The organism is Lonsdalea quercina, assembly GCF_900107885.1.
In the GTDB taxonomy this organism is placed as follows: domain Bacteria; phylum Pseudomonadota; class Gammaproteobacteria; order Enterobacterales; family Enterobacteriaceae; genus Lonsdalea; species Lonsdalea quercina.
In genome coordinates this window covers 78111-99773 of record NZ_FNQS01000011.1, presented here as the reverse complement: position 1 = coordinate 99773, position 21663 = coordinate 78111, and the positions used below count along the sequence as shown (strand labels likewise).

Below are 21663 nucleotides of genomic sequence, written 5' to 3'. Positions count from 1 at the left end.
TAGCCGAACGTTAGTGCAGCGTCGGCTTTTGTTCGGGGGCGGTTACCACCGGATGCGTGAACTCGTTATGACACATTATGGCAGCAACCCGCACATATTCGACGACTTCTTCCAGCGACTGGGCCAACTGGTCCTGATCTTCGTCTTCGTCATAGCCCAGTTGAGCGATATTGCGCAGATCGTCAATCGCTTCTTTCAATTCGCCCTGCGTTTTATCCAAACGCGGCTGCACCACGCCCAATCCGAGTAGGAAGTGGTTGACCCAGCCTGCCAGACCGTCGGCGCGTTCGAACACGGTCACGTTATCTTGCGTATCGTCCGGCAGGAACAACTGGAACATGAAGCCTTCATCTTCCAGCGTATCGCGGGTGATCTGATAAATTTCCAGCAGCGGCTGCGCCAGCGCCTGGGGGAAAGACAGACCGTCGTTGGTCAGTTCCGACACCAGCGTTTTCCAGCTGTCGTCATGATTGCCGCCGCACAACATACCGCTGATTAGGCCGTGCATTTCCGCCGTCGTCAGGGCGACCTGGTGCTGTTGCAGTAGTTGTTCAGTGGCCTCATAGCCAGGGAGTTTGTTCTCTATAGACATGCGCATTCATCGTCGTTGCGGGGAGTTCGTGTTATGCTACCACCAAGCTCCGTTGCTATACCAGAAAGGGCTTGTATCTTCTATTTGGGGTATATATAGTAGCGCCCGCTTTTTTACCTGGACGGGCTGCCAGGCAGCGCTAGGTAAAACCTGCGCGGGCGCGAAACGACACAAGGGCAGGAAGGTGGCATGTCTGCACAACCGGTAGATATTCAAATTTTTGGCCGTTCGTTAAGAGTCAATTGTCCGCCAGAACAACAGGATGCGTTGAATCAGGCTGCGGAAGATCTTAACCAGCGGTTGCAAGATCTCAAAGTTCGCACTAGAGTCACAAACACAGAGCAACTGGTCTTTATCGCCGCGCTCAATGTGTGCCATGAGCTGGCGCAGGAACGGACAAAAACCCGTGACTATGCCTCCAATATGGAACAACGAATTCGCATGCTGCAGCAGACCATCGAACAGGCGCTGTTGGAGCAAGGCCGTATCACCGACCATCAGGATGCCCAGTTTGAATGAGCGCGCATTTTGGTAAAAAAGGTCGTGGATTTCGGGTAACAAAACGCTGTTAGACATGTTAGGGTAACAGCGAGTAACGAATAAAATTTCTCTGAGATGTTTGCCAGCGGGCCAGTCCCCTGAGCCGATATTTACAACCAACAGAATGTTATGCTTGTGGTTGGTGCGCATGCTCGGTCCGTCCGAGAAGCCTAAAAACTGCGACGTGACGTTCACCTTGAACCAAGGGTTCAAGGGTTACAGCCTGCGGCGGCATCTCGGAGATTCCTTCCTCTTTATATCCTTTTCCTACAGGCTGATAACCGATATGCAGACGACCGATTCTTCTGCCGATCTCTCCGCCGATCTTGACCGTCAAACTCTCCGCCAGCGTATACGCCAACGGCGCCGGGCGCTCAGTGCCGAACAGCAGGCGAGCTTTTCTCAACAGGCGGCGCAACGCATTATCGCTCACCCTCGCATTCAGCAGGCCCGACATGTGGCGGCGTATCTCTCATTTGACGGCGAGCTGGATACCGCTCCGTTAATTGTCGCGCTCTGGCGGCTGGGCAAACAGGTCTACCTGCCGGTTCTGCATCCGTTCAGCGCCGGTCAGCTGCTGTTTCTGCGCTATGAACGTGACACGGAGCTGACGCTCAACCGGCTGAATATCTTGCAGCCCCGATTAGACGTGCGTCAGGTGCTGCCGACTGACCAGCTCGATATCCTGTTTACGCCGCTGGTGGCGTTTGACGACCGGGGACAACGACTGGGGATGGGGGGCGGATTTTACGATCGTACGCTGGAACATTGGCAGGAGCGCGGGCCTTATCCGATGGGTCTGGCTCATGATTGCCAGCAGGTTGAGCGGGTGCCGGCCGCCCACTGGGACGTACCGCTGCCGGAAATCCTCACGCCGTCCCGTGAATGGCGGTGGCCGGCGTGAAGCGTGCTTGGTTTAGTTTATGCTGCGACCGTCATGTCCCAGCATGTTCTGAACCAGCTCCACGCAGCGCAGAAAGCGACTGTCGTAGTCTGATTCGGTGACATAGACATAGTCGACGTTATTTTGCGCCAGCATCTCTTTCAGGAGGTTTTGGAATTCCGAGCGGTCCGCTGTGCTGCCCAGGCTTCTCAGACCGTCCGCCACCCATGGCGTGTTGTTTTCCAGCAAAATCACCAGATCGAAGCGGTACTCCTCAATCAGCGCCTGCACGAACGGGTGCTCGCGCCCTTCATATTTTTTACAAAAGGCCTGCGTGGTGATGAAATCGGTATCGATAAACGCCACTTTATTGGCATATTTCACTGAAAAATCAATGTACTTAGCCTGTCCAAGCGCGATTTTGTCGTAATCGGAATATTGCAATGCCATTTCGTCGCCGCCCAGATGTGAAAACACGTAGTCACGACCGTATTCCCAGGCGCTGGTGGTGTTGAAGATATTGGACAACTTATTGACCAGCGTCGATTTTCCGCTGGACTCGCCCCCCAGAATCGCGACGGTGCGCACGAAGAAGGGTTTCACTTCCGTAGGAATATATTCCCAGTAACGGAACGGGTTCTGGCGGATCTGCGAGCCGCTGATATTCATAAACGAGCGCTTTGGGTCGACCAACACGGCGTCAATCCCCAGATGTGGTGCGTACTGTGGCGCATCCTGCTCTTCGCTGGTGTAGACGAAGTTGGGTTCGATGCCTTTTTCCGCCATGAAATTTTTAATGCCCTGGCTCCAAACGTCCCAGCCGTGCGGGTAGGGTTCCATGCCTTCTTCGTTAAAGGCGTGAATATGAATATTTTTCTGATACTTAAAGGTTTGCAGTAGCCAGCGCAAGCGGTCGCTGACGGTCGGCTGCTGCGACATGGAGCTGTGCTCGAAGAGGGTGCGGTCCCTTTCCTCGTCAAATCCCATGATGACATGCAGTTCATCCACCTGGCTGCAGGCGCGCTGGATGAGATAGATGTGGCCGGTATGCAGTGGGTAAAATTTACCGAACACGACCCCAATGCTTTTCTGGTGGTAGGGGAACTCCAGCCCCAGGAATCGATGCAGCGCTTCCAGCTTCTGCGCGCTGGGGCTTTTGATTTTGGCGTTCAGCAGTTGGCTAAGGTAGCCTTTCGTCATCCCGGTGGCGTCGGCAACCTGCTGTAAGGTACAGCCCTGTTGCCTGATAGCCGATTTGAGGTAATCGAATGGTGACATGATCCGGCGCTCCTTGTTTAGCTTACTAAACAAAATACCACAGTGGCCGGGTCAGAATCCAAAGCTATCTGCCGTTACAGATCGTCCAGAATGGCCAGCGCGTCCGCCAGCTTCTTGACGCCGAACACCTGCATGTTGGCCGGCGGCTTCTTGGGCATGTTGGCAAAGGGTACGATCGCGCGCTTAAAGCCATGCTTGGCCGCTTCGGTGATCCGCTCCTGTCCGCTTGGCACCGGTCGGATCTCGCCGGCCAATCCGACTTCGCCGAAGACCACCAGATCCTGCGGCAGCGGGCGATCGCGCAGGCTGGAGACCAACGATAGCAGCAGCGCCAGATCGGCGCTGGTTTCCGTCACTTTCACACCGCCTACGACGTTGACGAACACGTCTTGATCCGACATTTGCAGGCCGCCGTGGCGATGCAGAACCGCCAGCAGGATCGCCAGACGATTTTGCTCCAGTCCGACCGCGACCCGGCGGGGATTCGCCATCATCGAATGATCGACCAGCGCCTGAATCTCCACCAGCAGCGGCCGGGTGCCTTCCCATACCACCATCACCGAGCTGCCGGAGGTGATCTCATCGCCCCGGCTCAGGAAAATGGCGGACGGGTTGCTGATTTCACGCAGTCCCTGTTCCGTCATGGCGAAAACGCCCAGTTCATTGACGGCGCCGAAACGGTTTTTATGGCTGCGCAGCGTGCGGAAACGGGAGTCCGCGTCGCCGTCCAGCAGTACGGAACAGTCGATGCAGTGCTCCAGCACCTTGGGACCCGCCAGCGAACCGTCTTTGGTGACGTGGCCGACCATCACGATCGCCACTCCGCGGGTTTTCGCGAAACGGGTCAGGTAGGCAGCGGTTTCACGCACCTGAGACACGCTGCCCGGCGAGGACTGGATATCGGACAGATGCATCACCTGAATGGAGTCGATGACCATCAGCTTCGGCTGTTCCTGCTCGGCGATCAGGCAGATTTGCTCGATGCTGGTTTCCGACAGCATGTTGAGATTCTGTGCGGGAAGGCCGAGCCGGTGCGCGCGCATCGCGACCTGCTGCAACGACTCTTCGCCTGTGACGTACAGAGTTTTCATCTGTTCGGACAGTTTGCACAGCGTTTGCAACAGCAGGGTACTTTTACCCGCGCCGGGGTTGCCGCCGATCAAAATGGCGCTGCCGGGCACGACGCCGCCGCCCAGCACCCGGTCGAACTCCTGAAAGCCGGTAGAGAAGCGCGGCAGCGCTTCAAGACTGATTTCGGAGAGTTTCTGTACCCGGCTGACCCCGGCGCTGTCGCCCGCATAACTGGCGAAGCGGTCGCTGCGCGCTGACGACGAAGCGGCCGCCAGACGAACCTCCGTGATGGTATTCCAGGCCTGACAGGCGCTGCATTGTCCCTGCCAGCGCGGATAATCAGCGCCGCACTCGTTGCAGACGAAGGCGCGTTTAGCGGCTTTTGCCACGGTTTACCTCACTTCTTTATTTAACGTTGTTCATGTCGCAGGCTGCCGCTGAGAATACACAGCACGCCGGTCAAGTCCGCATAGCGGATGCTGGTTGACGTTTGGGCATAGACCTTGGGCTTCGCGTGATAGGCAATCCCAAGCCCCGCGGCTTTTATCATCAGAAGATCGTTGGCGCCGTCGCCGATGGCGATCGTCTGTTCCAAAGGTATCTCCAGTTTGTCGGCCAACTGCCGCAGGGTATCCGCCTTATATTGGGCGTCGACGATCGGGCCTTCCACTTCGCCCGTCAGTTTGCCGTCGCGCATGCCCAAGGAATTGGCGACGGCGGCGACCAGATCCAGTTTCGAGCGCAGATGATCGGCGAAAAAGGTAAAACCACCGGAGGCGATCGCCAGATGCCAACCGGCTTCCTGCAGCTGTTTCACCATCTGTTCCAGACCGGGCATCAGCGGGAGAGCGTCGCGTACCTGCAACAGGATATTCGCGTCCGCGCCTTTCAGCGTGCCCACGCGCTCGCGCAGGCTGGAAGAGAAATCCAGATCGCCTTGCATGGCGCGCTCGGTGATCGCCGCCACCTGATCGCCCACGCCCGCCAGACGCGCAATTTCATCAATACACTCGATCTGGATCGCGGTGGAGTCCATATCCATGACCAGCAAACCGGGCGATCTCAGCGTCGGATGATTGCCCATCGCTGCCACGTCCAGCCCCAGCGTGTGCGCCGACTCGGCGATATGCGGCGTCAGAATCCCCGCCAGTCGAACGACCTGATAGTCGCCCACACTCCAGGCGCTGACGATGACCATGGGTTCGTCCAGCAGACGCTGCATGCGAGACAACGCGTTTTTGTCGAGGGTGTCGCCGTAGAGCAACCAGCCGGTATTGCCCGCCCGATAGTCCAGAGGCATGACTTCGTCACCGCTGAGCGACAGCGGTAAATTGGGCCAGCAATTGATCTCGACGGGCAGATCGCGATAGGTCAAACGGTTCGACATGGGGTAAATCCTTTCCTGCGGGTGTTGTGTTGACGACGTAGAACGGTCATAAAGAGGACAATGATAAAACAACGGAACAAGCTATCCTATCGTCAACGCTTCTGGCAACATTAAACTCTCCAAATCGCGCAGGTGTTCCCATGGTTCGGGCTCGGTTGAAATTTCGCTTACATCGTACGGCTATTGTGCTGATCTGTCTGGCGCTTCTGGTGATCCTTATGCAGGGATCGTCGTACTTCAGCCTCAGTCATCAGATGGCTCGTTCTGAACAGGTTGAGGAGCTGACGCGGACGTTGACCCGTCAGGTCGCGTTCAGCCTGACCCCGTTGCTGGAAGATAATGACGACAACAGCCAGCGAATCCACGACGTGTTGTTAAATCTGACCGATCGTAGCCGGATTCTGGATGCCGGCATCTATGCGCTGGACGGCACGCTGATATCGCGGGCCGGCGAGCAGATCCCTTTGCGTGACCGGCTGGCGCTCGATGGCAATCGGGCCGGGAGTTACTTCAACCATCAACTGGTGGAGCAGATTAACGGCAAGGATGGGCCGATTGGCTTTCTCCGCGTGACGCTGGACACCCATGTTCTGGCGACCGAAGCCAAGCAGGTGGACAACACGACCAACATTCTTCGGCTGATGATTTTGCTGGCGCTGGCCATCGGCATCATTCTCGCGCGTACGTTGTTGCAGCACCGCCGCTCCCGATGGCAGCAGTCTCCCTATCTGCTGACCGCCAACACGCCGGTCGAAGATGACGAGCCAGACAGCGACGACGAAAACAGCGAGACTCCGCGAAAGCCCGACTCACGCCGCTGAACGCTCAGTGTTGCCTGGATCAAAAACGGGTTCCGCGGCGGACACGGCGCTGACGTGAGGATCGTTTGCCGATGTGGGGCGATAAACGGTGAAGAAAAGGCGCCTCTTTCAGTCACCGATTGTTTATGACCGGTAAATCAGAGAAAATGCCCGGCTTAACGATTGATTTCCGCTCTGCCTGACGTGACATCGCTGCGATCTGATGCCGACGCCGGGTGCTAACCTGAAGAAGCCTGAACAACATGTCTCCAAGTGAATTTGCCCGCGAAGTCTCGAAACGACGGACTTTTGCCATTATTTCCCACCCTGACGCCGGTAAAACCACCATCACGGAAAAGGTTTTGCTGTTCGGACAGGCGATCCAGACTGCCGGTACGGTAAAAGGCCGCGGCTCTAACCAGCACGCCAAATCCGACTGGATGGAAATGGAAAAACAGCGTGGTATCTCCATCACGACGTCCGTGATGCAGTTCCCATATAGGGATAGCCTGGTCAACTTGCTGGATACCCCGGGGCATGAGGACTTCTCAGAAGATACCTACCGTACGCTGACCGCCGTCGACTGTTGTCTGATGGTCATTGATGCCGCGAAAGGGGTGGAAGATCGCACTCGTAAACTGATGGACGTCACCCGCCTGCGCGATACCCCGATTCTCACCTTTATGAATAAGCTCGACCGCGACATCCGCGATCCGATGGAACTGCTGGACGAAGTGGAAAGTGAGCTGAACATTGCCTGTTCGCCCATCACCTGGCCTATCGGTTGCGGCAAGCTGTTCAAAGGGGTCTATCACCTCTATAAAGATGAAATCTACCTGTATCAGCGCGGAATGGGGCACACCATTCAGGAACTGCGCGTGATTAAAGGACTGAATAACCCTGAGCTGGATAGTGTAGTCGGCGAAGAGCTGGTGGCTCAGCTGCGCGAAGAACTGGAATTAGTGCAGGGTGCTTCCAACGAATTCGACGAAGACGCTTTCCTGAGCGGCGATCTGACGCCGGTCTTCTTCGGCACCGCGTTGGGTAACTTCGGCGTGGATCACATGCTGGATGGATTGGTCGACTGGGCGCCGACGCCGATGCCGCGTAACACCAACGTGCGCGAAGTGGTCGCGTCGGAAGAGAAATTCTCCGGTTTCGTCTTCAAGATCCAGGCCAATATGGACCCGAAACACCGTGACCGCGTGGCTTTCATGCGCGTCGTGTCGGGTAAATATGAAAAAGGGATGAAGCTGCGTCAGGTGCGGACCGGTAAAGATGTGACGATTGCGGATGCGCTGACTTTCATGGCGGGCGACCGTTCTCATGTAGAAGAGGCTTATCCCGGCGACATTATCGGTTTGCATAACCACGGCACCATTCAGATTGGCGATACGTTTACGCAGGGTGAAGACATGAAGTTCACCGGTATTCCGAACTTCGCCCCTGAACTGTTCCGCCGCATTCGCCTGCGCGATCCGCTGAGGCAGAAACAGCTGCTGAAAGGGTTGGTGCAATTGTCCGAAGAGGGCGCGGTGCAGGTATTCCGTCCGTTGATCAATAACGATCTGATCGTGGGCGCGGTGGGGGTGCTGCAGTTTGATGTGGTCGTTGCCCGCCTGAAGACGGAGTACAACGTGGAAGCGGTTTATGAGTCGGTCAACGTTTCGACGGCCCGCTGGGTCGAATGCGAGGACGTCAAAAAACTGGAAGAATTCAAGCGCAAGAACGAGCAGCATCTGGCGCTGGATGGCGGCGACAACCTCACCTATGTGGCCCCGACGATGGTGAACCTGAACCTGACGCAGGAACGCTACCCGGATGTGCAGTTCCATAAAACGCGGGAACATTAATCCTCTGCTTAATATTTGCGCAGATGAAGCAAGCCAGGCAAATGCCTGGTTTCTTTTTTTTTATCGATATATTTCATTTGATTAACGACATCCCCCTCACCATCAGGCGGCGTTTGACCGCACAGACAAATCTGAATCTCTCGAATCTGCGGCCTTTTTCCTCCGCTTACCTGGGTTTTTATCCACAGTGGACTATAGTTAACTAGGTGTACGACATTTCTAGTTTGTTTCACTGTTAATTTAACGAGAAGTAGTGGGTTGTATTGGAGTGAAAGTAATTCACGGCATGACAATCTATTTAGTTGCCGATGGCGGCTACGACGCGCTGGCCTCGTGATTGACTCTTTATGAGCACATTCCGTGCAGTGAAATAGTGGCAACAAAAAGGAAGATCTAGATGAAGAAGACCAAGATTGCACAATCAGTAATGGCCGTTGTTCTGGGTACTATGTTGCTGGGCGGTCAGGCGATGGCACAAGAAACGTTCAGCCAGAAGGTGAAGAACGTGGCCGACACCACCGGACAGAAAGTCGATAGCTCCATGACTTCTGCAGGAAACTATCTGGATGACAGCACAATTACCGCCAAGGTGAAAAGCGCGCTGCTGGAAGACAAAACCATCGACAGCGGCGATATCTCCGTCGCAACGTCCAAGGGCATCGTGACCCTGAGCGGTTTTGTCGCCAGCCAGGATCTCTCTGCACACGCGGTCAGCATCGCGAGTAAGACCGAGGGTGTGAAGTCCGTGAGCGATAAGCTACAGGTTAAAGATGAGAAAGGTTCCCAGACCGTCGGCGCTTATGCCGGAGACACGGTAACCACCAGCAAAGTTAAAGCGAAACTCCTGGCAGACAGCGTCGTTCCGTCTCGCCACATCAAAGTTGAAACGCATGACGGTATCGTGCAGCTAACCGGTCAGGTGTCGACGGCGGCACAATCCGCTCAGGCGGAAAGTTTGGCCAAGGCTGTTGAAGGGGTCAAAAGCGTCAAGAACGATCTGACGGTGAAATCCTAATTCAGCTTCGACTCCGGGTTATGCCGTTCAACGGGTAACCCGCGATCACACCAGCGCGGCGGTCATTTCTCCACCGCGCCTGTCAGGACGACTCACCGACGGTATCATTGCTCAGGGCGGTTTTGGCGCCATCCGACAAATGAGCGCGGTTTCGGGCTTGTGACGCTGTCCCGTCGGACAGCCGCGGTGCGTCTTATAACGCAGGCTGCAACAACATCACTTTAATCATCCGATATTGAAGGAGAGCGTATGTTTCGTTGGGGTATTATATTTTTGATTGTTGCGCTGATCGCTGCGGCGCTGGGCTTTGGCGGACTGGCGGGCGTAGCGGCGAGTGCCGCTAAAATTGTCTTTGTGATCGGCATCATTCTGTTCCTGATCAGTCTCTTTATGGGACGTAAGCGACCCTAGGGATCGCGGCTAGAGTTCGCCGCAAAGGATGTGAGTTTCGGTCTGTTCTCCATCACGTCTGTTAACGCCGGCCCGGCATCCCTCAGGATGCGCGGGCCGGTTCTACGTCAGGCGGCCTGGGCTTTTTGTCATGCTCGATACTTCGATAGGGTGGCGTCCCTTTTGTCGGCCTTCGTCGGTGAATCGAGAGGGGAATGAATGGGCGCCGCTGCTGGTTAGCCATGCTGTAGAGGCATGACGCTTAAGCTCGGTAACTGCTATCCTCACATCCTCTTATTCAGCAAAGGGGTCGCACATTACTCATGCCGGATTGCGAACAAACCGCCAGCCGGACCGAGCGGCGCTCCAACGCGCCGGGTCCGCTGATAGATACCCACTGTCATTTTGACGTTCCACTGTTTCTGGACGATGAAGCGGACAGCGTGCGGCGCGCTCAGGACGCGGGCATTACCGACATCATCATCCCCGCGGTGAACTCCCCTCATTTCGATCTCATCTTGCAACTCGCCCGTCGATGGCCTGGTCTGCATGCGGCGCTGGGATTGCACCCGTTGTACATTGCCCATCATGGCGAAGAGGATTTGGCGTTGCTGGATGCACGGTTGCTGTCTCATCGCAACGACGTGGTCGCGGTGGGTGAGATAGGATTGGATCTCTACATGGACGATCCGCAGTTCGATCGTCAGTGCTATTTTCTCGGCGAACAGCTGGCGCTGGCGCGCCGTCACGATCTGCCGGTGATACTGCACTCTCGGCGTACACATGACCGTCTGGCGGCGATACTTCGGCGATGCTCGGTGCCGCGCACGGGCGTTGTACACGGTTTTTCAGGCAGTTATGAGCAGGCGATGGCGTTCATCCGGCTGGGTTTTTCTATCGGCGTTGGAGGGACGATCACTTACCCGCGCGCCAGTAAAACGCGCAAAGCCATCGCGCAATTGCCGCTGGAGTGTCTTTTGTTGGAGACGGACGCGCCGGATATGCCGGTATATGGGCATCAGGGTACGCCCAATCGGCCTGAGCGCATTCGCAACGTCTTATCAACATTATGTGAACTGCGGGACGAAAGCCCGACGCAAATTGTTGCGGCCTTATTGGCTAATACGCGGCGTGTGTTCGATCTTGCTGCTGAAGACTCGGTTCCTGCGGAAGTGAGTAAATCCTAATCATATGTTATCAATGCTGGAAAATTTAACATCTGGTTCGACAATGCCGGAATAGTTCCTTTTTTCTTTCCGCCTAACTCGTCCATTTCTCCCTTCTGTATCACTTTATCTTCCGTCTTCCGATAGTTTTTTTGTTTTATGACAATAGGTAACGTGATGAATAGTGAGTAGAAAGATGAGGAATAATGCACTTTTGTCCCAAAATATACAATATTTAAGAATATTTGACGTTTTTATTCATTTAATGTTGTATGCATCGTTGGTTGCTGCCGATATGTCTTTTGTCGCTCGGCTTCTCAGTTTGTTAAGTTTTTTAAAGAGAAGGGATGCGCCCTGGCGGTAGCTCTTAGTTTCTAATTCATTACTTTCTCTACTAAAGGGATTTTTCATGGAAATGTTGATGAGTCTGGTGGGAATGGCTGTACTGATCCTGGTCGGAATCATGCTGTCTCATAACCGTAGCGCAATAAACGTTCGTACGGTCATCGGCGCTTTTTTGATCCAAGTCTGTATTGGTGTATTGGCCCTATATGTGCCCTTAGGGCGTCAGGTCCTTGCCAGTATCACTTCCGGTGTAGGTAACGTCATCGCCTACGGCAATGACGGGATTGCTTTTATGTTCGGCGGTCTGGCCTCGGACAAAATGTTCGACCTCTTCGGCGGCGGCGGCTTTGTCTTTGCGCTGCGGGTATTGCCGATGATTGTTTTCTTTTCCTCGCTGATCGCAGTGCTGTACTACCTCGGCATCATGCAATGGGTGGTACGCCTGCTGGGCGGCAGTTTACAGCTGCTGTTGCGGACCTCCCGCACCGAATCTCTCTCCGCCACCGCGAATATCTTCGTCGGCATGACGGAGGCGCCGCTGGTGGTGCGCCCTTACATCGCAGGCATGACGCAGTCTGAACTGTTCGCCGTCATGTGCGGCGGGCTGGCTTCCATCTCCGTCTCCGTTCTGGCGGGCTATGCGCAGATGGGCGTGCCGCTGGAGTATCTGATTGCTGCTTCCTTTATGGCCGCGCCTGGGAGTCTGCTCTTTGCCAAACTGATTATGCCGGAAACGGAACAGACGCATGACCGTGATACCGTTCGAAATTTCGACGGCGAAGAACAAAGACCAGGCAACGTTATTGATGCGGCGGCAAGCGGAGCGGCATCGGGTTTGCAACTGGCGTTAAATGTTGGCGCAATGTTACTGGCTTTTATCGCTCTGATTGCTTTACTTAACGGTATCCTCAGCGGCGTTGGAGGCTGGTTCGATTATCCTCAGCTGTCCCTGGAGCTGGTTCTGGGCTGGATTTTTGCACCTGTGGCATTCCTGATCGGCGTGCCGTGGAGTGAAGCGACCGTGGCCGGTTCGTTCATTGGACAGAAACTGGTTGTTAATGAATTTGTGGCCTATTTGAATTTGAGCTCCTACCTCAAGCCTGACGATGTTGTGGCTGCCTCCGGTTTACAGGTGCTGTCTACACACACGAAAGCGATTGTCTCGTTTGCTCTATGCGGCTTCGCCAATTTGTCCTCTATCGCCATTCTCATTGGCGGTCTGGGCAGCATGGCCCCGAACAGACGTCAGGACATTGCCCGCTTCGGAATGAAAGCCATTGCGGCAGGAACGTTATCGAATCTGATGAGCGCCAGTATCGCCGGTTTCTTTCTGGCTTTGTGAGTCGTGTTTTACAGGGAGGTAGCGCTGCTGCATCTCTGTACTGTGAACTAGTGGCATGTGCACTAGGTTCCGCTTGAAGAGTTAACGAATATGCTTTCTGTTTTTATAGAAGATATAGAGTGGGTTACGTTCCACCAGGCTGACAGCGAAGCTATTTACCCTGGGGTAGGGGCTCGCTGTCATTTTTCTCTGCGGACTTATCGTGATGATTTGTTCTTTCGAGCAGGGATTCCTTTCACAGCAGAAATTGCCCGCTCAGTGCCTAAGCGTCGGGCTGAGTATCTGGCTGGACGTTATCTCGCCCGCAGGGTGCTTGAGCGCCTGGGGGTTGAACGATACACGCTGAAAAACGGCGAGGATCGTTCGCCGCAGTGGCCGGACTTTATCGTCGGATCACTGAGCCACAACGCAGACTCCGCGCTCTGCGCGGCGCACATGCGTCAGGATACGGCCTCCTACGTCGGATTGGATGTAGAAACGGTCATGAGCGAAGAGCGGGCGAATAGCCTATGGCCGGGCATCATCAACGATGAAGAGTTCGACTGGATGCATGAGGTTTTCCCCGGTCGCTTTTCCACGTTGTTGACGCTGACGTTTTCCGCCAAGGAAAGTTTGTATAAAGCACTGTATCCGCAGGTAAAACACTATTTTGATTTTCTGGATGTCAAGATATTGGAGCTGGATCGCGCGAGTCACTCTTTCACGTTGGAACTGCTGTGCGACCTGTCGCCGGACTTCCTGCGAGGACGCCGCTTCAGCGGGACATATCAACTGCGTGATAACGACGTGACAACATTCATCTACCACCAGTGATGAATCGGGGGGCGGAGAACTCATCATGCAGATGACGGGAAACACGTTGCTCATTACCGGCGGCGGCTCGGGAATCGGTCGCGGACTGGCGGAAGCCTTTCATCGCGCGGGGAACCAGATCGTCATTGCTGGACGCGACGTTGCCCGTCTGCGCGAAATGGCCTCTGCCCATCCGGGCATGGCTTATCTCGCGCTCGATCTTTGTTCTCCGGACGGCGTAGCGGCTTTCGTCCAGCAGCTGACGGCGCGTTTTCCAACGTTGAATGGCGTGATCAACAACGCAGGAATTCAGCGGCAGGAAGACGTGACTGAATGTGACTGGCAGACGGTGCAGGAGACGGTTGCCACCAATCTGTTGGGGCCGATTTATCTGACCACCGCGTTGTTGCCGCATTTGCTTCAGCAACCCCGTGCGGCGATCCTCAACGTGACATCCGAACTGGCGTTTCTGCCTCAGGCGGCCACGCCGACCTACTGCGCCAGCAAAGCCGCGCTGCACTCTTATACGCAATCGCTGCGTTTTCAGCTGCGCAATAGCGCGGTGCAAGTCATCGAGATCATCCCGCCCTGGGTGCAGACGGATTTGCAGGGCGAGCAGGGTCACGATCCGCGGGCGATGCCGCTCAACGCGTTTATCCGTGAAACGATGGCATTGCTGCGGGATCGGCCGGAGGCGGAGGAGATCGTGGTCGCCCGCGCTCAACGCCTGCGCGATGCGCCCCGACGCGACGATTACCACGCGCTGTTTCGTGCGTTCAACGCGCCGGAGCCGGAGTCGCCCGACGACGCGGGTTGACGTGCCCTGGCACCGTTTACACGTGCCGGGCACCGTCTTCTCAGGCAGGTCCGTTAGCCTTTTTCGGCCAGCACCGTGGGGAACAGACCGGCGTGGTCGTTAATGACGCGTATATTCCTGAACCCTGCCTGGGTCAGTTGCTGCACCGTGTTCTTTTCAGTGCGCATCGCGTTCCATTGTGTTCCGATGACCTGCATGAAAAGACACTTTTGCAGGCGCAGCAACGCCGGGTCCAGTCGTTCCATTTTCCAGCTGGAGTCATTCGCCATCGAGGGTGGGGGCGTCATGAAGCTGGTGACCAGGGTGCCACCTTTCTTCAGCGCGCGATAAAAAAGGCGGTAAAGCTCCGTCACTCTGTCATCGCTGGATTCATAAATCGTTAATCCATTGCTGGTCAGCACGTCGAACTCCTCCGAGAATGTCATCTGCCAGGCATCGCCTTCAATCAGCGTCGTGTTCGCCAGAACGCCTTTTTGCTCCGCCAGGGCGCGGGCCTGCGACAGCGCGGCTTCGTCCAAATCAATCCCGACCAGACGGATGTCCGGCGTGCCGGCGAGATGAAGCAAATCCGTCATCAGGCCGCAGGGTACGGAGGCCATCGCGCCGCCGGACATCGTCCGCTTTTTCAGTTCCCGGCAAAAGATGCCGTAACGCTCCCGGGTCGCCAGCGTGGCGGGCAGCTGCTCAAAGATAATGCGTTCCAGCGGATGCATCACGCGTGGATTCTCCGGCGTCCACGTCACCAGTTCGTTCGTCCAGAAAGCATCTAACCCTTTGTTGAGGATTAAAAATCTGCCCAGGGGGAATTCACACAGCTGGTCAAACAGGCACAGGAGTTCGCTGACCGGCGCATCGTCAAGATCACCACGGTCGGCTATGCGCTGGCGCTCAGCCATGAGGGCTGCACCGGGATCCACGTCAGAATAGCCGGTATGAGAAAGCATCGATTTTTTCATTAAATCTTCCTGATTAGGGTGATGAGAACGATCCCTCTTCCCTGATGAAGGAAAAGCCGAACTCAACATCAATGATGGATAGCCTGTTTCGAGAGGACTCTAGAGTCAGGCGTGCGTCTTAGGGGCTTTCCTGTGCCCGCCACCCGAACGCAACTGAAACGTCTGCGGAGCGGCAAATGCTTTTTCTCCCGCCATCCCCGGCTGACGTTGTCTACCGCCAGCAACGCCCCTTGCGCGACTATATCGCGACCAGATGGCGCACGCCCTCTTTCTCCATGTCTGGCCCCAGACCGCGTTGGACGATTTCGCCCCGGGACATGACCAGATAACGGTCGGCCAGCGCCGCCGCGAAGTCGTAGAATTGCTCGACCAACAAAATACCCATATCTCCCCGCAGGGACAACTGTCGGATCACGGCGCCGATCTCTTTGATCACGGAAGGTTGGATACCCTCGGTGGGTTCATCGAGGATCAGCAACTGCGGCCGGCAGGCGAGGGCGCGGCCGATCGCCAACTGCTGCTGCTGGCCACCGGATAGGTCGCCGCCGCGCCGCGCTTTCATTTCCTTCAGGACGGGAAACAGCCGATAGATCTCTTCCGGCGCCGATCTGGCCTGCGCGCCGGAAAAACGCGCCAAACCCATCAGCAGATTTTCTTCCACCGTCAGGCGTGGAAATATCTCCCGGCCCTGCGGCACATAGGCAATACCGGCCTGGACTCGCTGATGCGGTTTTCGGTGATTGATGACGCGATCCTGCCAGCGGATCTCGCCGGATTTAGCCGGAATCAGGCCCATCAGGCATTTGAGCAGCGTCGTTTTCCCTACCCCGTTGCGTCCCAACAGACAGGTGATTTCGCCGGGCCGGGCCTCGAATGACAGGCCGCGCAGGATGTGGCTGCCGCCGTAATATTGATTCAGTTCCGATACCTGTAACATGTCAGCGCCCCAGATAAACGTCGATAACCCGATCGTCCGCCTGCACTTCGCGCAACGACCCCTCGGCCAGTACCTGGCCCTGATGCAGCACGGTGACGCGGTCGGCAATGGTTTCGACGAAGCCCATATCGTGCTCCACCACCATCAGTGAATGCTTGCCGGCCAGACCGCGGAACAGTTCAGCGGTGTACTCGGTTTCGGCATCCGTCATGCCGGCCGCCGGTTCGTCGAGCAGCAGCAGATGCGGCTCCTGCACCAGCAGCATGCCAATTTCGAGAAACTGTTTTTGTCCGTGCGACAGCAACCCGGCTTTGTGACCGCGCGCCGCGTCGAGCCGCAACAGCGTCAGCGTCTCGTCAATGCGGTCCCGCTGTTCGCCGTCCAGCCGCGCGCACAGGCTGGCCCAAACGGACTTATCGTTTTTCAGCGCGATTTCGAGGTTTTCAAACACCGTCAACGCTTCAAACACCGTGGGTTTCTGAAATTTGCGGCCAATGCCTAAACGCGCGATCTCCACCGGCGACAGACGGGTCAGATCGGTGTGCTGATCGAAGATCGCCTGACCGGCGTCCGGCCGCGTTTTGCCGGTGATCACATCCATCAACGTGGTTTTTCCCGCGCCATTGGGACCGATAACGCAGCGCAGTTCACCTACGCCAATCTGCAATGACAGATCCGTCAGCGCGCGGAAGCCGTCGAACGAGACGTTGATCTTCTCCAGCAGCAGGACCGGATCGTGTTGATGGCGGTAGCGATCCGCCGGAAGCGATTGGGTCAACAGGGATTCAGTCATCACGCCTCCCGCGCAACAGGCCAATGACGCCACGCGGCAGAAACAGCGTGACCAGGATGAACATCAGGCCCAGGAAGAACAGCCAGTATTCGGGAAACGCCATGGTGAACCAGCTCTTGGCGCCGTTAACGATACCGGCGCCGAGCAGCGGGCCGATCAGCGTGCCGCGTCCGCCGAGCGCCACCCAGATGGCGGCCTCGATAGAGTTGGTCGGCGACATCTCGCTGGGGTTGATGATGCCGACCTGCGGCACATACAGCGCGCCCGCCAGCCCGCACAGTACCGCTGAGAGCGTCCAGACCAACAGCTTGAAGCCACAGGGATCGTACCCGACGAACATCAGCCGGTTTTCCGCGTCGCGCACCGCCGTCAGCACGCGGCCGAATTTGCTGCGCGCCAGCGCGAAGCCGATGCCGAGGCTGGTCAGCAGCAACAGCACGGTGGCGATGAACAGGCCGATGCGCGTGCCGGTGGCGCTGACGTTAAAGCCGAGCAAGGTGGTGAAGCCGGTAAACCCGTTGTTGCCGCCGAAGCCGGTTTCGTTGCGGAAAAACAGCAGCATCCCGGCGTAGGTCAGCGCCTGCGTCATGATCGAGAAGTAGACGCCTTTAATTTTCGAACGGAAGGCGAAGAAGCCGAACACCAGCGCCAGCAGACCGGGCGTCAGCATAATCAGGCACAGCGCCCAGGCGAAATGTTGTGTGCCGGCCCAGAACCACGGCAGCTCGTTCCACGACAGAAACGACATAAACGCCGGCAGATCGTCTCCCGCAGCCTGACGCATCAGGTACATGCCCATGGCGTAACCGCCCAGCGCAAAGAACAGCCCGTGGCCGAGTGACAGCAATCCGGCGTAGCCCCATACCAGGTCGAGCGCCACGGCAACGACGGCATAGCACAGGATTTTGCCGATCAGCGTCAGGGTATAGGTGGAGATCGCCAGCGGATGGTCGGCGGGCAGCAGCGCACAGAACGGCAGGGTCAGCAGCGCCAGCGTTGCCAGGATGCCAAGGCTGAAGGTCAGGCGCGGCGCTTTGCGCGCCAGGGTTAAAGTCAGCGGCAGGTTCATCAGTCAATCACTCTCCCTTTCACGGCGAACAGACCCTGCGGACGTTTCTGGATAAACAGAACGATCAGCGCCAGGATCAGAATCTTGCCGAGCACCGCGCCGATCTGCGGTTCCAGCACTTTGTTGAGGATGCCGAGACCGAAGGCGGCCGCCACGGTGCCCGCCAACTGGCCGATGCCGCCCAGCACCACCACCAGGAAGGAGTCGATGATATAACCCTGCCCCAGTTCCGGGCCGACGTTACCCAGCTGCGACAGCGCCACGCCGCCGAGTCCGGCGATGCCGGAGCCGAGGCCGAACGCCAACATGTCGACACGGCCGGTGGGAACCCCGCAGCAGTCCGCCATGGCGCGATTCTGCGTCACGGCGCGTACGTTCAGCCCGAGACGAGTTTTGTTCAGCAGCAGCCAGATGAGGCTCAGCACCGCAAATGCGAACAGGATCACCGCGATGCGGTTGAACGGCAGCACCAGATTGGGCAGTACCTGTAGACCCCCCGAGAGCCAGGCGGGGTTGGCGACTTCCAGATTCTGTGCGCCGAACAGCGCGCGCACCAGTTGGATCAGCATCAGGCTGATGCCCCAGGTGGCGAGCAGGGTTTCCAGTGGTCGGCCGTACAAATGGCGGATGACGACGCGTTCCAGCGCCATGCCTATCGCCGCCGTGATCGAAAAGGCCGCGGGCAGCGCCAGCAGCGGATACCAGGCCAGCCACTCGGGCGCGAACTGCTGGAACAGCGACTGCACCAGCCAGGCGGCGTAAGCCCCCAGCATCAGCATCTCGCCGTGCGCCATATTAATCACTCCGAGCAGGCCGTAGGTGATCGCGAGGCCGAGAGCGGCAAGCAGCAGGATTGAACCAAGCGACAGCCCGGTAAACGCCTGACCGAGCAGTTCGCCCCACATCAGGCGCTGTTCGATTTGCCGCAGGCTCTCTGCGGCGGCGTCCCGGACGGCGGGTTCAGGCTCGTCGGCGGCCTGCGTCAGGCGCTGTAGCCGCGCCTGCGTGGCGGGATGGCTCGACTCGCCCAGCTGTTTTACCGCCTGCAACCGTACTGCGGCATCGGGGCTGGCGAGCTGGAGATTGGCGGCCGCCAACGCCAGCGAGGCCCGCACTGGGTCGTCGGTTTCGCCGGCGAGCTGCCGTTCGATCACCGGGAGCAGAGCGGCCGCGTCCGTGCTTTGCAGCTGCTGCGCGGCGTGCAGGCGGGTCGCCGGGTCATCGCTGACCAGTTGGTGTGCGGCGAGCGCGCTGGCGATCATTACGCGAAGACGGTTGTTCATAAACAACTTTTTGGTATCGCCGCTCGGCTGCCGCGCGCTGTCGAGAGGCGTGAAGACGTCGTCCTGCCTGCTGAAAGGCTGTTTGTTCTGGTCGATGACCACGGATTCGCGACGCAGCGCCTCCAGCAACGGCAGGCGGGCGGCCTGCGGCGCGGCGGCCCACTGTTCAAGCAGCGCGGCCTGCTGGGCGCGGCCGGCGGCGGCGAACTCCGCGCCGTCTCCCGCCAGCGCCAGCCAGGGCAGCAGTAACAGCAGAGCGCAGAAAGAGCGGTGAATTTTCATGATGGTGTTCCCGTTTTGTGGCGCGGGAGAACGGCCTTGGCTCCGACAGCGGGAGAAAGGCCGTGCCGCTTACTTCGTTGATTTCACCGGATGGTCGGGTTTCTGGTCGTTGCCCGCGATATAGGGGCTCCACGGCTGGGCGCGGACCGGTTTATCGGTCTGCCATACCACGTCGAACTGGCCGTTCTCTGTCACTTCGCCAATCATCACCGGTTTATGCAGATGATGATTGTTCGCATCCATGGTCAGGGTGAAGCCGCTGGGTGCAGAGAAGGTCTGTCCCGCCATCGCCGCCCGGACTTTGTCCACATCGGTGGTGCCGGCTTTCTCGACGGCCTGCGCCCACATATGGATGCCGACGTAGGTGGCTTCCATCGGGTCATTGGTCACCACACTGTCGGCGTTCGGCAGGCGACGGGCTGTGGCGTAGGCGCGATAGTCCGCCACGAACTTGGCGTTGGTCGGGTTATCGACGGACTGGAAATAGTTCCAGGCGGCCAACTGACCGACCAGCGGTGTGGTGTCGATGCCGCGCAGCTCCTCTTCGCCGACCGAGAATGCCACGACGGGAATATCGGTCGCCTTAATGCCTTGATTGGCCAGTTCTTTATAGAACGGGACGTTGGAGTCGCCGTTAATGGTGGAGACCACCGCCGTCTTGCCCCCGGCCGCGAATTTCTTGATGTCGGACACGATGGTCTGGTAGTCGCTATAGCCGAACGGGGTATAGACTTCCTGGATATCTTTGTCCTGAATGCCTTTTGCCTGCAGGAAAGCGCGCAGGATCTTGTTGGTGGTGCGTGGGTAGACATAGTCCGTGCCCAGCAGGAAGAAGCGCCTGGCGCCGCCGCCGTCTTCGCTCATCAGGTATTCCACGGCTGGAATCGCCTGCTGGTTCGGCGCGGCGCCGGTATAGAACACGTTCGGCGACATCTCCTCGCCCTCATACTGTACCGGGTAGAACAGCAGGCCGTTCAGCTCCTCGAATACCGGCAGCACCGACTTGCGCGACACCGAGGTCCAGCAGCCGAAGACCACCGCCGCCTTATCCTGCGTCAGCAGCTGGCGGGCTTTCTCGGCGAACAGCGGCCAGTTCGAGGCCGGGTCGACCACTACCGGCTCCAGCTTCTTGCCCAGCACGCCGCCTTTGGCGTTGATTTCATCAATGGTCATCAGCGCCACGTCCTTCAGCGGCGTCTCCGAGATCGCCATGGTGCCGGAAAGCGAATGCATGATCCCCACCTTGATGGTGTCGGCGGCCTGAACTCCCCAGGACAGGCCCATGCCGATCACGGTGGCGGAGAGTGCGAAACCCTTAAGCAGCGAACGTCTTTTCATCGTCTAACCCTCTCAATAGGTGTTCGTTTATTCAACGGGGTGGAGCCTGGCTTGCTGTAGCCGGTGCAAGGTGATCTTTCTGACCTCCGCCTTGCTCTCGGCGATGTGGGTGGTCAGCGTGTGCTGCGCCTCCTCGGTCTGTTGCCGGAAAATCGCCTGTAAGATCTGGGCGTGCTCGCGGTAGGTGGCATCGATGCGGTCTTCGCGCGTGAAGTCGAGACGGCGGATGATGCGGATTTTTTCGGTCAGCTCGGTGTGAATGCGTGTCATCTCCCGGTTGCCGGTGGCGCTGACCAGCGTGATGTGGAAGCGTTCGTCCTGTAGCGAAACCGCCTTGCCGTCCTCCTCACGCGCCTCGTCGATCCAGAAGGCTTTCAGCGCGGCGAGCGTCGTCGCGCATTGCGCTGGCGGTAGCGCGCACAAGCGGCGCACCGCCTCGCGCTCCAGCAAGATGCGCAGGTCGTACAGTTCCTCGAAATACTCGAAATCGAAGGGCTTAACCTGCCAGCCGCTGCGGAACCACACCTCGACATAACCTTCGCGCTCCAGCCGGAACAGGGCCTGACGCACCGGGGTGCGGCTCACCGCCATGCGTTCGGCGATTTCGTTCTCGCTGAAACGGTCGCCGGGCATCAGGCGGAACTCGAAAATGTCCTGCTTCAGCGCCTGATAGACCTTTTCAGCCAGTGGTTCCGGGCGGCCTTTGCCGCGTTGTGTGGGAAGAGTCATCGTCG

The 21663-nt window shown here is 57.5% G+C and carries 21 protein-coding genes and 1 other RNA gene; 11 read left to right on the top strand and 11 right to left on the bottom strand.

The window, feature by feature from the left end:
• Positions 1-10: 10 nt before the first annotated feature.
• Complete coding sequence (locus BLU64_RS14365) at positions 11-592, bottom strand: YecA/YgfB family protein (protein WP_026741985.1); 582 nt, start codon at positions 590-592, stop codon at positions 11-13.
• 189 nt (positions 593-781) lie between these two features.
• On the opposite strand from BLU64_RS14365, the gene zapA reads away from it, so the two are divergent.
• The 3 genes from zapA to BLU64_RS14350 all read left to right on the top strand — a co-directional run bounded on the left by zapA (position 782) and on the right by BLU64_RS14350 (position 2036).
• Positions 782-1111, top strand: a complete 330-nt coding sequence (zapA, locus tag BLU64_RS14360) for a cell division protein ZapA (RefSeq protein WP_026741986.1) — start codon at positions 782-784, stop codon at positions 1109-1111.
• Positions 1112-1196: 85 nt separating this feature from the next.
• A non-coding RNA gene (gene ssrS, locus BLU64_RS14355) (6S RNA) lies at positions 1197-1379 on the top strand.
• A gap of 39 nt (positions 1380-1418) precedes the next feature.
• Entirely contained in the window at positions 1419-2036 is a 618-nt protein-coding gene (locus BLU64_RS14350; protein ID WP_026741987.1) for a 5-formyltetrahydrofolate cyclo-ligase, read from the top strand.
• A 12-nt stretch (positions 2037-2048) separates the two neighbouring features.
• Here BLU64_RS14350 and nadR read toward each other — a convergent pair whose 3' ends face one another.
• The 3 genes from nadR to serB form a co-directional block, all read right to left on the bottom strand.
• Positions 2049-3293, bottom strand: coding sequence for a multifunctional transcriptional regulator/nicotinamide-nucleotide adenylyltransferase/ribosylnicotinamide kinase NadR (nadR, locus tag BLU64_RS14345; protein WP_026741988.1), 1245 nt, complete (start codon positions 3291-3293; stop codon positions 2049-2051).
• A 74-nt stretch (positions 3294-3367) separates the two neighbouring features.
• Entirely contained in the window at positions 3368-4753 is a 1386-nt protein-coding gene (gene radA, locus BLU64_RS14340) for a DNA repair protein RadA (RefSeq protein ID WP_074729157.1), read from the bottom strand.
• A 20-nt stretch (positions 4754-4773) separates the two neighbouring features.
• Complete coding sequence (gene serB, locus BLU64_RS14335) at positions 4774-5751, bottom strand: phosphoserine phosphatase (RefSeq protein WP_026741990.1); 978 nt, start codon at positions 5749-5751, stop codon at positions 4774-4776.
• A 140-nt stretch (positions 5752-5891) separates the two neighbouring features.
• On the opposite strand from serB, the gene BLU64_RS14330 reads away from it, so the two are divergent.
• The 8 genes from BLU64_RS14330 (at position 5892) to BLU64_RS14295 (ending at position 14271) form a co-directional block, all read left to right on the top strand.
• Positions 5892-6572, top strand: a complete 681-nt coding sequence (locus tag BLU64_RS14330; protein ID WP_074729155.1) for a YtjB family periplasmic protein — start codon at positions 5892-5894, stop codon at positions 6570-6572.
• 242 nt (positions 6573-6814) lie between these two features.
• Positions 6815-8404, top strand: coding sequence for a peptide chain release factor 3 (gene prfC / locus BLU64_RS14325; protein WP_074729153.1), 1590 nt, complete (start codon positions 6815-6817; stop codon positions 8402-8404).
• A 397-nt stretch (positions 8405-8801) separates the two neighbouring features.
• Positions 8802-9419 carry a molecular chaperone OsmY gene (gene osmY, locus BLU64_RS14320; RefSeq protein WP_074729151.1) on the top strand — a complete coding sequence of 206 codons (618 nt, stop codon included), beginning with the start codon at positions 8802-8804 and terminating at the stop codon, positions 9417-9419.
• Positions 9420-9668: 249 nt separating this feature from the next.
• Complete coding sequence (locus tag BLU64_RS14315; protein ID WP_071999747.1) at positions 9669-9830, top strand: DUF1328 domain-containing protein; 162 nt, start codon at positions 9669-9671, stop codon at positions 9828-9830.
• Positions 9831-10132: 302 nt separating this feature from the next.
• Complete coding sequence (locus BLU64_RS14310; protein WP_083351086.1) at positions 10133-10996, top strand: TatD family hydrolase; 864 nt, start codon at positions 10133-10135, stop codon at positions 10994-10996.
• 388 nt (positions 10997-11384) lie between these two features.
• A complete protein-coding gene (locus BLU64_RS14305) occupies positions 11385-12662 on the top strand; it encodes a NupC/NupG family nucleoside CNT transporter (protein WP_036152562.1) in 1278 nt (425 codons plus the stop codon).
• Between the two features lie 90 nt (positions 12663-12752).
• The gene (locus BLU64_RS14300; RefSeq protein WP_026741996.1) at positions 12753-13475 is read left to right on the top strand and encodes a 4'-phosphopantetheinyl transferase family protein; all 723 of its coding nucleotides are present in this window, start codon (positions 12753-12755) and stop codon (positions 13473-13475) included.
• 25 nt (positions 13476-13500) lie between these two features.
• The gene (locus tag BLU64_RS14295) at positions 13501-14271 is read left to right on the top strand and encodes an SDR family oxidoreductase (RefSeq protein WP_026741997.1); all 771 of its coding nucleotides are present in this window, start codon (positions 13501-13503) and stop codon (positions 14269-14271) included.
• A 53-nt stretch (positions 14272-14324) separates the two neighbouring features.
• Here BLU64_RS14295 and BLU64_RS14290 read toward each other — a convergent pair whose 3' ends face one another.
• The 7 genes from BLU64_RS14290 to BLU64_RS14260 form a co-directional block, all read right to left on the bottom strand.
• Positions 14325-15227 carry an SAM-dependent methyltransferase gene (locus BLU64_RS14290; RefSeq protein WP_074729150.1) on the bottom strand — a complete coding sequence of 301 codons (903 nt, stop codon included), beginning with the start codon at positions 15225-15227 and terminating at the stop codon, positions 14325-14327.
• Positions 15228-15465: 238 nt separating this feature from the next.
• On the bottom strand, positions 15466-16164 hold the full coding sequence (gene urtE, locus BLU64_RS14285; RefSeq protein ID WP_074729148.1) for an urea ABC transporter ATP-binding subunit UrtE: 699 nt from the start codon (positions 16162-16164) through the stop codon (positions 15466-15468).
• Position 16165: 1 nt separating this feature from the next.
• Positions 16166-16957 carry an urea ABC transporter ATP-binding protein UrtD gene (urtD, locus tag BLU64_RS14280; RefSeq protein WP_074729146.1) on the bottom strand — a complete coding sequence of 264 codons (792 nt, stop codon included), beginning with the start codon at positions 16955-16957 and terminating at the stop codon, positions 16166-16168.
• Positions 16950-18026 carry an urea ABC transporter permease subunit UrtC gene (gene urtC, locus BLU64_RS14275; RefSeq protein WP_074729144.1) on the bottom strand — a complete coding sequence of 359 codons (1077 nt, stop codon included), beginning with the start codon at positions 18024-18026 and terminating at the stop codon, positions 16950-16952. Before urtC ends, urtD begins: the two co-directional genes overlap by 8 nt.
• A complete protein-coding gene (gene urtB / locus BLU64_RS14270; protein ID WP_074729142.1) occupies positions 18026-19591 on the bottom strand; it encodes an urea ABC transporter permease subunit UrtB in 1566 nt (521 codons plus the stop codon). Before urtB ends, urtC begins: the two co-directional genes overlap by 1 nt.
• 69 nt (positions 19592-19660) lie before the next feature.
• Positions 19661-20929: an urea ABC transporter substrate-binding protein gene (urtA, locus tag BLU64_RS14265; protein WP_074729140.1), complete on the bottom strand. Its 1269-nt coding sequence runs from the start codon at positions 20927-20929 to the stop codon at positions 19661-19663.
• A gap of 27 nt (positions 20930-20956) precedes the next feature.
• On the bottom strand, positions 20957-21658 hold the full coding sequence (locus tag BLU64_RS14260) for a GntR family transcriptional regulator (RefSeq protein WP_074729138.1): 702 nt from the start codon (positions 21656-21658) through the stop codon (positions 20957-20959).
• Positions 21659-21663: the final 5 nt, after the last annotated feature.